Consider the following 12,239-nt stretch of genomic DNA (forward strand, 5'->3'; position numbering starts at 1 on the left):
CTCAACGCGAGTAGATCGCCAGGCCGGGGAAGAAGAAGGACACCTCGACGGCGGCCGTCTCGGGCGCGTCGGAGCCGTGCACGGCGTTGGCGTCGATGGAGTCGGCGAAGTCGGCGCGAATGGTGCCCTTGTCGGCCTTCTTGGGGTCGGTGGCGCCCATCAGCTCGCGGTTCTTGGCGATGGCGCCCTCGCCTTCCAGCACCTGGATCATCACCGGGCCGGAAATCATGAAGTCCACCAGGTCCTTGAAGAAGGGGCGCTCCTTGTGCACGGCGTAGAACTGCTCGGCCTCGCGGCGCGACAGGTGCTGCATGCGGGCGGCGATGACCTTCAGGCCGGCGGCCTCGAAGCGGGCGTAGATCTGGCCGATGACGTTCTTGGCGACGGCGTCGGGCTTGATGATGGAGAGGGTGCGTTCGGTGGCCATGCTGATGGTTTCCTGGGTTTTGATTGAAACGGCGAAGCCCGCATTGGGCAAAGCCCTTGATTTTAACCGGCGGGCGTGTCAGCGGCGTGGCCCGCCGCTGCGCTTGCCGCCGGGTTTGGCATTGGGCTTGCCCTTGGGCGCGGCGCGCTGGCGCGACAAGGCGTCGGCGCCGATGTAGCCCTGGGAGGTCTTCAGCGGATCGGGCTGGCCGGTCTTCCTGGCGGGGCCGCGCCGGCGCTGCTCGGGCGGCGGGGCCTCGCCGCGCGGCGCACCGCCCACCATGGCGGGCCGGGGGCCGCTGCCGCGCCCGCGGTCGGCGCGGGCGCGGCGCGGCTTGTCGGCCGGCTGCGGGCTCGGCTCGCGGCCGCCGCGGATCACGCGCTCGGGCGTGTCCGACGCCTCGCCCAGCGCGCGGATGTCGCGCTCGCCCAGCTCCATCCACATGCCGCGCCGCAGGCCGCGCGGCAGCAGCATGGCGCCGTAGCGGATGCGTATCAGGCGGCTGACGGCGTGGCCCACGGATTCGATCATGCGGCGCACCTCCCGGTTGCGGCCCTCGGAGATGGTCACGCGGTACCACTGGTTGGCGCCCTCGCCCAGCCCCTCGGCCTGGATGGCGCTGAACTGCGCCGGGCCGTCGTCGAGCTGCACGCCGTCGAGCAGGCGCTGCTTTTCCTCGTCGCTCAGGGCGCCCAGCACGCGCACGGCGTACTCGCGCTCCAGCCCGAAGCGCGGGTGCATCAGGCGGTTGGCCAGCTCGCCGGAGTTGGTGAAGAGCAGCAGGCCCTCTGTGTTCAGGTCCAGCCGGCCGACCGACTGCCACTTGCCCTGGCCGGGCAGCAGGCGCGGCAGCTTGCGGAACACGGTGGGGCGGTTCTGCGGGTCGTCGGCGGTCACCACCTCGCCCACCGGCTTGTGGTAGGCCAGCACGCGCGCCGGCGGCGGGGCGATGCGCAGCGGCACGGGCCGTCCGTTGACCTTGACCTGGTCGCCGTACTGGATGCGCTGGCCGACGTGCGCCGGCTGGTTGTTGACCGAGATGCGCCCATCCAGGATGAGCTGCTCCATCTCCAGCCGCGAGCCCAGGCCGGCCTGGGCCAGCACCTTGTGCAGCTTGGGGCTTTCGGGCTGGGGCAGCAGCACGCGCTTGGGCGGCGCGGCGGGGGCGGCGGCTTCGTCGTCGAAGCGGCCGGAGAGCACGTCGTCGATGGCGACGGGTGCGTCATCGGCGGTTTTTGCTACATCTTCAGGAGCTGCCAGCGCTGTACTGGCGGGCGCTGGAGGCTTATTTTCCTCGAAATCCGGGGCAGGGATCGGCTCGTCGGGGTTCATGGCGCGGGGGACTCCGGTGAAGAGGGTTCGGCCAGCTCGTCAGGTTCCGGTGCCTCGGCTTGCGGCGATTCGGGGAGCAGATCGTCAGCCTGCGGCCCGGCAGCGGCCGGCGCGATGGACGCCGATTCGTCGGCAAGCGGCTCATCGGCCGGAGATGCGAGTTCGGGCCCTTCGGCAACTTCACTGCCGAACGACTCCTCGGCCTCGGGCGCTTCGACAGCAGCCTCCGCCGCCGCCGGCCCCAGTGCGTCGAACATGCTCGCGGCCTGCTCGGAAGGCGATTCCAGCACCGGCAGCTGGTCCAGCGACTCCAGCCCCAGGTCGTCAAGGAACTGGCGCGTGGTGGCGTACAGCCCCGGGCGGCCGACGGTCTCGCGGTGGCCGATGACCTCGACCCAGCCACGGTCCTCCAGCTGCTTGAGCAGTTGCGAGTTGACGGTGACGCCGCGGATGTCCTCGATGTCGCCGCGCGTCACCGGCTGGCGGTAGGCGATGATGGCCAGCGTCTCCAGGGTGGCGCGGGTGTACCGGGGCGGCTTCTCGGGGTGCAGGCGGTCGAGGTATTCGCGCATCTCCGGCCGGCTCTGGAAGCGCCAGCCGCTGGCCACCTGCACCAGTTCGACGCCGCGCTGCGCCCATTCGTCCTGCAATTCGAGCAGCATGTTCTTGAGGGTATCGGCCCCCAGCTCGTCGGCGAACAGCACGCGCAGCTCGCGCACCGGCATGGGCTGCTGGGCGCAGATCAGCGCCGTCTCCAGGATGCGCTTGGCGTCGGTGGAATTCACGGGGCGCCTCCGGGGCGCGGTGGGAAGCCTGTGCGGGTCATGCGTGCGAGGGGGTTGGCGCGCGGCGGACGGCGGCGCGGGATGCCGGGGCATCCGGTACGGAGGTCGTCACGGGCCGGACGACGAAGGCTCAATTGTAGTCAAGCCCCCAGGCCGCCAGCGCGCCGGCCAGGTCGGCCGGCAGCGGCGCCTCGAAGGCCAGCGCGGCGCCGGTCACAGGGTGCTCGAAGGCCAGCCGCCGCGCGTGCAGCGCCTGCCGCGCCAGCCCGGCCGCCGACGCGCCGCCGTACAGCGCGTCGCCCACCAGCGGGTGGCCCAGGTGCGCCATGTGCACGCGGATCTGGTGCGTGCGCCCGGTGCGCAGCAGGGCGCGCACCAGGCAGCCCTGCGGCGCGTTGGCGATCAGCTCTAAGCGGGTCTGCGCCGGCTTGCCGGGCTGGCGCTGCAAATCGACCACCGCCATGCGCAGGCGGTTGCGCGCGTCGCGGCCGATGGGCGCGTCCACCTCGCGCCCAGGCAAGCCGGCCCAGGAGCGGTGCGCCAGCGCCAGGTACTCGCGCCGTACCTCGCGGGCGGCGATGCGGGCCACCAGCGCGTCCATCGCCGCGCGCGTGCGCGCCACCACCATCAGGCCGCTGGTGTCCTTGTCCAGCCGGTGCACGATGCCGGCGCGCGGCAGCCGCGCGGCCTGGGCGTCGCGCGCCAGCAGCGCGTTCAGCAGCGTGCCGCTCCAATGGCCGGCGGCGGGGTGCACCACCAGGCCGGCGGGCTTGTCGATGACCAGCAGGTGCGCGTCCTCGTGCACCACATTCAGAGGGATGGCCTGCGGCACGAAGGCCTGGCTCATGGGCGTGGGGCGCAGTTCCACCGCCAGCTGGTCGCCGGCGCGCACCTTGTGCGCAGGCTTGCGCACCGGCTGGCCGCCCAGTTGCACAGTGCCCTCCCCCACGAGCTGGCTCAGGTAGCTGCGCGAGAACTCGGGCACCAGCGCGGCCAGCGCGCGGTCCAGGCGCTGGCCGTGCAAGTCGGCGGCGACAGTGAAGGCGCGGCGCTCGGACTCGGCCTCCACATCGCCTTCGTCCAAGGGGGTGGCCGATATAATCGAGACAGCTTGATTCAAGAGGTTTGCCACTGATGCAACGTGCCCGATTATCGGCCGCTGGTGTAGGTATTCTGGCGCTGGCGGCGCTGCTGGCCGGCTGCTCGTCCAAGCCGGTGGACAAGACCAGCGGCTGGAGCCCCAACCGCATCCAGGCCGAGGCCAAGGACGAGTTAGGCGCCGGCGCCTACGACAAGGCCATCCCCCTGCTCGAAACGCTGGAGGGCCGCGCCGCCGGCACGCCGCTGGCGCAGCAGGCGCAGCTCGACAAGGCCTACGCGCAGTTCAAGGACGGCCAGAAGCCCGAGGCCATCGCCACGCTCGACCGCTTCATGCGCCTGCACCCGGCCAGCCCGGCCATCGACTACGCCCTGTACATGAAGGGCGTGATCAACTTCAACGACGAGCTGGGGCTGTTCTCCTTCCTGTCGCGGCAGGATCTGTCCGAGCGCGACCAGAAGGCCGCCAAGGAGGCTTTCGAGTCCTTCAACGAACTGGTCACGCGCTTCCCCGACTCCCGCTACACGCCCGACGCGCGCGCGCGCATGCGCTACACCGTGAATGCGCTGGCGCAGTACGAGGTGCACGTGGCGCGCTACTACTACACGCGCGCCGCCTACGTGGCGGCGGTGAACCGCGCGCAGCAGGCCCTGTCGGACTACCGCGACGCGCCGGCGCTGGAAGAAGCGCTCTACATCCTGGTGCAGTCCTACGACAAGCTGGGCATGAACGACCTGCGCGACGACGCCCGCCGCGTGCTCGACCAGAACTACCCCGGCAGCGAATACCTGGCGCGCGGCTTCAGGAAGGCCGACAAGCCCTGGTGGCAGTTGTGGTGACGCGGCGCCTGGCGCTCTTGTTTCGATAGCTTCTGGCGCTTGATTGGCGGGTGCTGAAGCCCGATTTCATTCAAACCCGCAGCCGGAGTGGTGCAGCGCATGGAGCGAACACCCCTTCAAGCAGAATCCGCCTCATGAGCCGCCTGCTGCTTCTCCCTGGCCCGCGCCTGCTGCGGCGCAACGAGCACCCTGGCGATGGGCCGGCCGGCGCCGAGGCCGATGTCACCGAATCGGCCCACGAATACCTTTTCGACCCGCTCGAACTCGACCCCGCGTTCACGCTGGGCGATCTGTTCCGGCTGCTGGCCCGCTGCGAGGATTTGCAGCGCGTGTTCCGGCGCGACTTCGCGGCCGAGTTGTGCGCCGAGGCGCGCAAAGGGCCAGTGCCCCCCCGGCGCGGCAGCGATCCGCCCGAGGTAGGCGGCATCGAGTACCTGGAGCTGTACCGGAACTGGCAGCTGAATACAGGCGACTCCACGTATTCGTGGGTGGATCACCTGGATCTGCATGGCGTGGGCAAGGTGCTGGCCGTCGATGCGCCAGACCACGGCCGCAAGGCCGGCGAACGCATCCAGTGGGCTGTTTCGCTGACGCCGCTGCGCGAAATGCTGGTGCTGCCGCTGCGCTTCAACCCGACGCTGAAGGTGATCGAGGACGACCTCGATACCCTGGCCTACGGCGATACCCTCGCCCGGGCGCGCTGCGCCGAACTGTGCCTGGGGCAGTTCGTCCATGCCGTGCTGTGGGAGCTATCGTTCCACGGCGCGCCGGCGGATCAGGCAGCCGTCGTGGCCGAACTGACCGAGCGCAAGGCGGAACTCGACACCGGAACGCCCCGGTATGTCTCGGGCGACGACCTGTTCGCCGAGCTTGATCGCCCCGGATTCGACACGCTGTTCGAAACCCTGGCCGACGTGCCCCCGTCGCAAGTGCGCAGGGCGATCCGCGACTTGGCGGACGACGCGCCCGCCGCCGCGCACTTGGCGCAGGTGTTCGGCGGCCGGGTCATCGTCCGGCCGGCCTTCCGCGCCTTGGCGGGGCGGGCCTTTCGCAAGGCGTTTCGCACGGCCGGTGACGCTGAGCCTTGAGCGAATCTGTGCCGAATCCGGGCGATGGGCACATTTTTACTACAAATTCAATAGCTGCCAGCGCTTGATGGGCGGGCGCTGGGGCCACTTTTTCCTCAAATCTCCGCAGGCGCGGCCAGCGCCTCCAGCGCCGCCTCGAACTCCGCCGCCGAGCCCAGCCGCCGCATCGGCGGCAGCGCCGCCAGCAGGCGGCGGCCGTAGCCCATCGTCGTCAGGCGCGTGTCGCAGATCAGCAGCAGACCGGTGTCGGTCTCGCGCCTGATCAGCCGCCCGGGCTTCCTGGGGTCAGATCAAGATTTCCACTCAACGCTCATGATTCGATAGCTCCCGACGCTTGACTGGCGCGCGTTGGAGCTTCTTTTTCCTATAAATTTTCCCCATCATTCCAGCGCGGGCGGGAATGACGAGTCAAAGCGAAATCAGGGGTAGATAAAAATGGCCCCTCCCCGCTATGCCGCCATACCGATCAGCACATCGGTCGGAATACCCAAGCCCCGATGCAGCTTGCGGATCATCGCCAACGACAGCGGGCGCTTGCGTGCCAGCACTTCATAGACCCGGTTGGGCTGGCCGATCATGGGGGCCAGGTCCTTGATGGTCAGGCTGCGCTGCTCCATGCAGAACTTGATGGCCTCGATCGGGTCGGGCGGGGCAATGGGGTAGTGCTTGCGTTCATACGCCTCGATCAACGTGACCAGCGCATCGAATGCCGCGCCCTCCTCGCTGTCCGCGTCGGGTTCGGCAGGCGCGTCGAAGAAGGCTTCCGCCACCTTCAGCGCGGCCTGGCAATCGGCTTCGGTGCGGATGGGTTTGAGCTGGAATGTCATGCCTTGTGCTCCACGGTTGCAACGTCGATCCTGTCGTACCTCTCATGTGTGCCAACGAACTTGACGAGCAGCACGCCCGCCCGGTAGACGACAGCCACCACCAAGCGGAAATTTAGTCCCATTTTGGGATTGCCGTGAATCAGCCATCGGCGCTTGAAGCAGAATCCGGCCTCATGAGCCGCCTGCTTCTTCTCCCCGGCCCGCGCCTGCTGCGGCGCAACGAGCACCCTGGCGACGGGCCTGCCGGCACCGAGGTCGGCCAGTCCGGCCTTCCGTAGCCTGACGGAGCGCGCCTTTCGCCAGGCGTTCCGCACGACTGGCAACGATAGGTGAAACAGATTCACCCTGTTGGGAAATTTTCCGAATTTCATGATAATTTCCGAAAATCCCCTGAACAGGAGAAAACCCATGCACGCCACCGTCAGCAACAAGGGGCAAGTCACCCTGCCCAAGGCCATCCGCAATCAATTGGGGCTGGTGGAAGGCACGCGGCTGGATCTGGACATCGTCGATGGCGCGATCCGCGCCCGGCCCATCAGTCGCACCGCGCTGGACATCTTCGGCGCGTTGCACCGGCCCGGCGCGCGGCCCGTCAGCGTGGAAGACATGGCGCGCGCCATCGAGGCCGCGGCCGTGGCCCGGTTCGCGGCCACCACCACCGACGCGCCGAAGGCAGCGGGCCGCCGCAAGAAGGCCGCATGATCGGCTTTGACACCAACGTGCTGGTGCGCCTGCTGGTCAACGACGACCCGGCACAGGCCCAGGCCGTGCGCGATCTGTTGGAGCCGATCAACGACGTGCCCGAAGCGGTTCTGCTCAGTGATCTGGTGCTGGTGGAAACCATGTGGGTGCTGAAGGCGCGCTACGGCATGGACAAGGCGGCGCAGGCGGGCGTGATCGATCTGCTGCTGACGGTCAAGACCTTTGCCTTCGAGCATCGCGCCACGCTGGAACAGGCAGCCAGCGCCTTCCGCCACGGCAAGGCCGGCTTTGCCGACTGCCTGATCGCGGCCCGCAACCGCCGCCTGGGCTGCGAGCACACCGTCAGCTTCGACAAGGCGCTGGCACAGCATCCGGACGTTCGCTGGCTGGCCGCAGATAGCTAGCGTTTCAATAGCTGCCAGCGCTTTACTGGCGCGCGCTGGGGCCACTTTTTCCTCAAATCTCCGCAGGCGCGGCCAGCGCATCCAGCGCCGCCTCGAACTCCGCCGCCGAGCCCAGCCGCCGCATCGGCGGCAGCGCCGCCAGCAGGCGGCGGCCGTAGCCCATCGTCGTCAGGCGCGTGTCGCAGATCACCAGCAGGCCGGTGTCGGTCTCGCGCCTGATCAGCCGCCCGGCGCCCTGCTTGAGGGCGACCGCCGCCTCGGGCACCGAGTAGTCGGTGAAAGCGCTGCGCCCCCCGGCCTCGATGCGGCGGCAGCGCGCCTCCACCAGCGGGTCGCCGGGCGGCGGGAAGGGCAGCTTGTCGATGACCACCAGCTGCAACGCCTCGCCGGGCATGTCCACGCCCTCCCAGAACGAGGCGGAGGCGACCAGCACGCAGCCGGGCTCGCCGTTGGCGTTGCCCTGACGGAAGCGCTCCATCAGCACGCGCTTGGGCAGTTGGCCCTGCACCAGCACCTCGATGCCGCTGCCGGGGCCGAAGCGCTCGGCCAGCGCGTCGCCGATGCTGCGCAGCGCGCGCAGCGTGGTGGTCAGCACCATGGTGCGCCCGCCCAGGCGCGCGGCGGCATCACCGGCCAGGCGCGCGACCTGCGCGCTGTGCGCCGGGTCGGCCGGGCGCGCGATGTGCGCGGGCACGTACAGCGCGGCCTGGCGCGCGTAGTCGAACGGGCTGCCGACGCGCAGCACCTCGGCCTCCTGCAAGCCGCAGGGCTGGGTGAACCACGTCAGCCGCGCGTCGTCGCCCAGCGTGGCGGAGACGAACACCCAGGCGCGGCCGCGCCCCTCGGCATCCGGCGCGGCGAGCAGCCGCGTGCGCACGGCGTCGGCGATGTCCAGCGGCGACTCGACCAGGCGCAGGCCGGCGCCGACGTCGGCCCAGCGCACCAGGGCCGGGTCACAGGGGGCGCCGAAGCGCTCCACGCGCGCGGCCAGCGCGAGCGCGCGCTCGTGCAGGCGCGTGAAGTCGGGCGCCAGCTCGCTGACCGTATCCAGCGCCTCGGCGGCCTGGGCCAGGGCGCCGCCCAGCCGGGCCAGGCTGCGCTGCCAGTCGGCCCCATCCAGCCCCTCGGGCGCCGCGCCCAGCCAGCGCAGGCGCGCGCCGGCGCGGGCGCCGCCGGCGGCCAGGCGCAGGTCGCGCGCGGCCACCTCCACCCCGCCGGCCAGCGTCATCCAGTCGGCCAGCCCGCGCGCGTGCTGCAGGCCGGCGGCCAGCAGGTCGCGCGCCAGGTCCAGCAACTGCCCGGTGGCCAGGTGCTGGCCGAGGAACTGGATGCCGGTCTCGTTGAGCTGGTGCGCCTCGTCGAAGATCGCCACGCGCGCGGTGGGCAGCAGCTCGGCCATGCCCGATTCGCGCACCGCCAGGTCGGCGAAGAACAGGTGGTGGTTGACGACCACCACGTCGGCCGCCATCGTCTGCCGCCGCGCCAGGTTGACGTGGCAGGCGCGCCACTGCGGGCATTCGGCGCCCAGGCAGTTCTCGCGCGTGGAGGTGACCAGCGGGATGACGGGCGAGTGATCATGAAGCCCTGGCAGCTCGGCCAGGTCGCCGGTGCGCGTGGCCTGCGCCCAGCGCTCCACCTGGGCCAGCGCGTGGCGCACGCGCGGCTCGGCCGCCTGCCCTGCGAAGCCCAGGCGGTGCAGGCACAGGTAGCTGGCGCGCCCCTTCAGCAGCGCCATGCGCGCCGGCACGCCCAGCGCCTGCGCCAGGCGCGGCAGGTCGCGCCCGAAGAGCTGGTCTTGCAGCGTCTTGGTGGCGGTGGACAGCAGCACGCGCTCGCCCGACAGCAGCGCCGGCACCAGGTAGGCGAAGGTCTTGCCGACGCCGGTGGCGGCCTCGGCCACCAGCACGCCGCCCTGCTCCACCGTGCGCGCCACGGCCAGCGCCAGCTGCGTCTGGCCGTCGCGGGTGCGGAAGCCCTCGGCGGCGACGGACAGCGGGCCGCCGTCGGCGAACACGGCCTGTACGGTTTCCCCCAGAGCGCTCATGCGGGTTCTTTGGGGTCCAGCGCCAACTCCAGCCGCGCGATGGCGTCGCGCAGCGCCAGCCGGCGCTTCTTCAGGCGCTGGAGCATGAGCTGGTCGAGCGGGGACTGCTCGGCCAGGCGGTCGATCCAGGCGTCGAGGTCGGCGTGCTCGATGCGCAGCTCGATGAGCTGTCTTTCCGGGGAATGCAGGTTGAACGTCACGAAAACGATGCCCGGCGCGCGAGAGCGCGGCCGGGACTTCGTTCAATAATACGGCCTCGCCAAACAACGGCGTGCGGAAGGGCCGAGAAAAATGGACAAGGGTTATCGACTGAACGCCGCCACCGGCTTGCACAAGGGAGACCGGGAGTACCAGCAGGACCAGGTGGGCCTGTTCGCGCACCCGCGCGTCAATGGCTGCGTGATGGGCGTGGTGGCCGACGGCATGGGCGGCCGCACGGGCGGGCGCAAGGCCTCGGACCAGGTGCTGCTGACCTCGCGCCAGCTGTTCGAGCGCTACGCGCCCGACCAGGAAGACGCCGGCGCGCTGCTGCGCCAGATCGGCCAGGAGGCGCACCTGGTCATCAAGCTGACCGCCATCGCCGCCGAGCAGGAGCCGCACAGCACGATGGCGGCCTTCCTCATCAACCCCGGCGGCGAATGCCACTGGGTGCACTCGGGTGACTCACGGCTGTACCACTTCCGCGGCGCCACGCTGGTGCGGCGCACCAAGGACCAGTCCTACGTGCAGGCGCTGGTCGACCAGGGCGAGATGACCGAGGACGAAGCCGCCGTGCACCCCAAGTCCAACGTGCTGCTGGGCTGCCTGGGCACCGAGGAGGAGCCCAAGCTGGAGGCGCACTACATCCCGCAACTGCAGATCGGCGACTCGCTGCTGGCCTGCACCGACGGGCTGTGGCACTACTTCACGGTGGACGAACTCGGCTCGGTGCTGCAATCGCTGCCGCCCCGCGAGGCCAGCCAGTTCCTGGTGGAGAAGGCGCGCACGCGTGCGATGGGCGGCGGCGACAACCTGGGGCTGGCCATCGTCAAGGTGGAGCCCTTGATGCCGGACAAGCCGGTCGTCGGCTCGGCCTTCGCCCCCCTGCGCTGAGCGCGGGAATCCCGCTACGGCGCGGCGCCTTTGCGCGCCGCGTCTTCCTGCTTCTGCCGAAGCTGGCGCAGGCGCGTCTCGGTCAGGCGCTGGCGCTCGACCTCGTTCAGCGCCAGGTCTTCCTGGCGCAGCCGGTCCAGCACGGCGCGCCGCTGCTGGCGCGCCTCGCGCAGGCAGGCGTTGACGGCGAAGCGCTGCCAGCAGGTTTTCTCGGCCTCGTCGAACCGCTGCCGCGCCGCGCCGCGCGCGGCCTCGATGCGCGCGCGCTCGGCCGACAGCCAGGGCGCCAGCGGCGCGCCGTCCGGCGGGGCGGTGGCGGCCAGCGCCTGGGCGGCGGCGCGGTCGGCCGCCTCGGCGGCGTCGCGCTCGCCGGCGGGCGGCGTGGAAGAGCACGCGGCCAGCAAGGCGGCGAGCAGCAAAAGCGGTGTGGCGCGGGTCATGTCAGGTGGGTATCGACGGTGCGACGCTCCAGGGCCAGGTATTCGGCCGACTGCATCTCGTTCAGGCGCGAGATGGTGCGCGGGAACTCGTGCGCCAGCGGCCCCTCGGTGTAGAGCTGCTCGGGCGGCACCGCCGCCGAGAGGATGAACTTGCAGCGCCGGTCGTACAGCACGTCCACCAGCCAGGTGAAGCGGCGCGCCTCGGAGGCGTGGCGCACGAACATCTGCGGCACGCCGGACAGCAGCACGGCCTGGAACTGGCTGGCGATCTCCAGGTAGTCGTTCTGCGAGCGCGGGCCGCCGCACAGCTCCTTGAAGTCGAACCACACGGTGCCGCCGGCGCGGCGGCGGGCGCGGATCTCGCGCGCCTCGATATGCAGCACCGGGTCTTCGTCGCGGCCGGTGGCCAGACTCTCGAAGGCGGCGGCCATGGCGGCGTCGGCCTCGGGCCCCAGGGGCGCATGGTAGAGCTGCACCTGCTCCAGCGCGCGCTGGCGGTAGTCGGTGCCGTTGTCCACGCTGAGCACCTCCATGCGCTCGTTCAGCAGCGCGATGGCGGGCAGGATGCGGTCGCGGTGCAGGCCGTTGGGGTACAGGTCGTCGGGCCTGAAGTTGCTGGTGGTGACGAAGCCCACGCCGTTGTCGAACAGCGCCGCCAGCAGGCGGTGCAGGATCATGGCGTCGGTGATGTCGGCGACGTGGAACTCGTCGAAGCAGATCAGCTTGTAGCGCGCGGCGATGCGCCGGCCCAGCTCGTCCAGCGGATTGGCGGTGCCCTTCAGGCCGTTGAGTTCGCGGTGCACCTCGCGCATGAACTCGTGGAAGTGCAGCCGCGTCTTGCGGCGGATCGGCACGGCATCGAAGAAGCAATCCATCAGGAAGCTCTTGCCGCGGCCGACGCCGCCGTGCATGTACACGCCCTTCGGAACGTCAGGGCGATTGAACAGCTTCTTGAGCGTGTTGGAGCGCTTGTCCTTGTAGGCCGCCCAGTCGTCGGCACAGCGCTGCAGCGCCTCGACGGCGCGCAGCTGGGCCGGGTCGCTGTGGAAGCCGCGCGCCTTCAGCTCAGCCTCGTAGGTGGCGCGCACGCTGGTCGGGGTCAAGCCATCTCCGCTATTCAATCAATAGCTGCCCGCGCTTTCTGGATAAGCGCTGGCGGC

15 protein-coding genes and 1 pseudogene are annotated in these 12,239 nt (G+C 70.3%); 5 read left to right on the plus strand and 11 right to left on the minus strand.

The features are described from left to right. Position 1: 1 nt before the first annotated feature. The 4 genes from ndk to QM772_RS02880 form a co-directional block, all read right to left on the minus strand. Positions 2-427, minus strand: coding sequence for a nucleoside-diphosphate kinase (gene ndk / locus QM772_RS02865; RefSeq protein ID WP_415133956.1), 426 nt, complete (start codon positions 425-427; stop codon positions 2-4). A gap of 78 nt (positions 428-505) precedes the next feature. Beyond that, entirely contained in the window at positions 506-1,759 is a 1,254-nt protein-coding gene (locus QM772_RS02870; RefSeq protein WP_415133957.1) for a pseudouridine synthase, read from the minus strand. Then, a complete protein-coding gene (gene scpB / locus QM772_RS02875) occupies positions 1,756-2,544 on the minus strand; it encodes an SMC-Scp complex subunit ScpB (protein WP_415133958.1) in 789 nt (262 codons plus the stop codon). The genes QM772_RS02870 and scpB overlap by 4 nt, the downstream gene beginning before the upstream one ends. Before the next feature lie 130 nt (positions 2,545-2,674). After that, entirely contained in the window at positions 2,675-3,628 is a 954-nt protein-coding gene (locus QM772_RS02880) for an RluA family pseudouridine synthase (RefSeq protein ID WP_415133959.1), read from the minus strand. Positions 3,629-3,678: 50 nt separating this feature from the next. Here QM772_RS02880 and QM772_RS02885 point away from each other — a divergent pair, with 50 nt between their 5' ends. Continuing rightward, on the plus strand, positions 3,679-4,482 hold the full coding sequence (locus tag QM772_RS02885; RefSeq protein WP_415133960.1) for an outer membrane protein assembly factor BamD: 804 nt from the start codon (positions 3,679-3,681) through the stop codon (positions 4,480-4,482). A gap of 134 nt (positions 4,483-4,616) precedes the next feature. Further along, entirely contained in the window at positions 4,617-5,570 is a 954-nt protein-coding gene (locus tag QM772_RS02890; RefSeq protein WP_415133961.1) for a hypothetical protein, read from the plus strand. A 95-nt stretch (positions 5,571-5,665) separates the two neighbouring features. On the opposite strand, the pseudogene QM772_RS02895 reads toward QM772_RS02890, so the two are convergent. From QM772_RS02895 to QM772_RS02905, 3 genes and pseudogenes are all read right to left on the minus strand, one after another. Then, a pseudogene (locus QM772_RS02895) lies at positions 5,666-5,842 on the minus strand (helicase C-terminal domain-containing protein); the annotation flags it as partial. Between the two features lie 177 nt (positions 5,843-6,019). After that, positions 6,020-6,397 carry a helix-turn-helix domain-containing protein gene (locus tag QM772_RS02900; RefSeq protein WP_415133962.1) on the minus strand — a complete coding sequence of 126 codons (378 nt, stop codon included), beginning with the start codon at positions 6,395-6,397 and terminating at the stop codon, positions 6,020-6,022. Continuing rightward, a complete protein-coding gene (locus QM772_RS02905; protein ID WP_415133963.1) occupies positions 6,394-6,807 on the minus strand; it encodes a type II toxin-antitoxin system HigB family toxin in 414 nt (137 codons plus the stop codon). The genes QM772_RS02900 and QM772_RS02905 overlap by 4 nt, the downstream gene beginning before the upstream one ends. Here QM772_RS02905 and QM772_RS02910 point away from each other — a divergent pair. Both QM772_RS02910 and QM772_RS02915 read left to right on the plus strand, forming a co-directional pair. Next, on the plus strand, positions 6,806-7,099 hold the full coding sequence (locus QM772_RS02910) for an AbrB/MazE/SpoVT family DNA-binding domain-containing protein (RefSeq protein ID WP_415133964.1): 294 nt from the start codon (positions 6,806-6,808) through the stop codon (positions 7,097-7,099). The two genes, QM772_RS02905 and QM772_RS02910, sit on opposite strands and share 2 nt — an antisense overlap. Next, the gene (locus QM772_RS02915; protein ID WP_415133965.1) at positions 7,096-7,503 is read left to right on the plus strand and encodes a PIN domain-containing protein; all 408 of its coding nucleotides are present in this window, start codon (positions 7,096-7,098) and stop codon (positions 7,501-7,503) included. Before QM772_RS02910 ends, QM772_RS02915 begins: the two co-directional genes overlap by 4 nt. 52 nt (positions 7,504-7,555) lie before the next feature. On the opposite strand, the gene QM772_RS02920 is transcribed toward QM772_RS02915, so the two are convergent. Both QM772_RS02920 and QM772_RS02925 read right to left on the minus strand, forming a co-directional pair. Then, complete coding sequence (locus QM772_RS02920) at positions 7,556-9,547, minus strand: ATP-dependent DNA helicase (RefSeq protein ID WP_415133966.1); 1,992 nt, start codon at positions 9,545-9,547, stop codon at positions 7,556-7,558. Then, positions 9,544-9,747: a YdcH family protein gene (locus QM772_RS02925; RefSeq protein ID WP_415133967.1), complete on the minus strand. Its 204-nt coding sequence runs from the start codon at positions 9,745-9,747 to the stop codon at positions 9,544-9,546. The genes QM772_RS02920 and QM772_RS02925 overlap by 4 nt, the downstream gene beginning before the upstream one ends. Positions 9,748-9,838: 91 nt before the next feature. Here QM772_RS02925 and QM772_RS02930 point away from each other — a divergent pair, with 91 nt between their 5' ends. Then, on the plus strand, positions 9,839-10,639 hold the full coding sequence (locus tag QM772_RS02930; protein WP_415133968.1) for a PP2C family protein-serine/threonine phosphatase: 801 nt from the start codon (positions 9,839-9,841) through the stop codon (positions 10,637-10,639). Positions 10,640-10,653: 14 nt separating this feature from the next. On the opposite strand, the gene QM772_RS02935 is transcribed toward QM772_RS02930, so the two are convergent. Together QM772_RS02935 and zapE are read right to left on the minus strand one after the other, a co-directional pair. Further along, positions 10,654-11,079: a hypothetical protein gene (locus QM772_RS02935; protein WP_415133969.1), complete on the minus strand. Its 426-nt coding sequence runs from the start codon at positions 11,077-11,079 to the stop codon at positions 10,654-10,656. Beyond that, positions 11,076-12,182: a cell division protein ZapE gene (gene zapE, locus QM772_RS02940; RefSeq protein ID WP_415133970.1), complete on the minus strand. Its 1,107-nt coding sequence runs from the start codon at positions 12,180-12,182 to the stop codon at positions 11,076-11,078. Before zapE ends, QM772_RS02935 begins: the two co-directional genes overlap by 4 nt. Positions 12,183-12,239 lie beyond the last annotated feature (57 nt).

The sequence above is a fragment of the Ottowia sp. genome (assembly GCF_047601385.1).
GTDB lineage: Bacteria > Pseudomonadota > Gammaproteobacteria > Burkholderiales > Burkholderiaceae_C > Ottowia.

What these genes read in the sequence shown, in the direction of transcription:
- ndk (WP_415133956.1), bottom strand. Translation starts at nt 427, where the DNA reads ATGGCCACCGAACGCACCCTCTCCATCATCAAGCCCGACGCCGTCGCC.
- QM772_RS02870 (WP_415133957.1), bottom strand. Translation starts at nt 1,759, where the DNA reads ATGAACCCCGACGAGCCGATCCCTGCCCCGGATTTCGAGGAAAATAAG.
- QM772_RS02885 (WP_415133960.1), top strand. Translation starts at nt 3,679, where the DNA reads ATGCAACGTGCCCGATTATCGGCCGCTGGTGTAGGTATTCTGGCGCTG.
- QM772_RS02890 (WP_415133961.1), top strand. Translation starts at nt 4,617, where the DNA reads ATGAGCCGCCTGCTGCTTCTCCCTGGCCCGCGCCTGCTGCGGCGCAAC.
- QM772_RS02900 (WP_415133962.1), bottom strand. Translation starts at nt 6,397, where the DNA reads ATGACATTCCAGCTCAAACCCATCCGCACCGAAGCCGATTGCCAGGCC.
- QM772_RS02910 (WP_415133964.1), top strand. Translation starts at nt 6,806, where the DNA reads ATGCACGCCACCGTCAGCAACAAGGGGCAAGTCACCCTGCCCAAGGCC.
- QM772_RS02905 (WP_415133963.1), bottom strand. Translation starts at nt 6,807, where the DNA reads ATGGGTTTTCTCCTGTTCAGGGGATTTTCGGAAATTATCATGAAATTC.
- QM772_RS02915 (WP_415133965.1), top strand. Translation starts at nt 7,096, where the DNA reads ATGATCGGCTTTGACACCAACGTGCTGGTGCGCCTGCTGGTCAACGAC.
- QM772_RS02920 (WP_415133966.1), bottom strand. Translation starts at nt 9,547, where the DNA reads ATGAGCGCTCTGGGGGAAACCGTACAGGCCGTGTTCGCCGACGGCGGC.
- QM772_RS02930 (WP_415133968.1), top strand. Translation starts at nt 9,839, where the DNA reads ATGGACAAGGGTTATCGACTGAACGCCGCCACCGGCTTGCACAAGGGA.
- QM772_RS02935 (WP_415133969.1), bottom strand. Translation starts at nt 11,079, where the DNA reads ATGACCCGCGCCACACCGCTTTTGCTGCTCGCCGCCTTGCTGGCCGCG.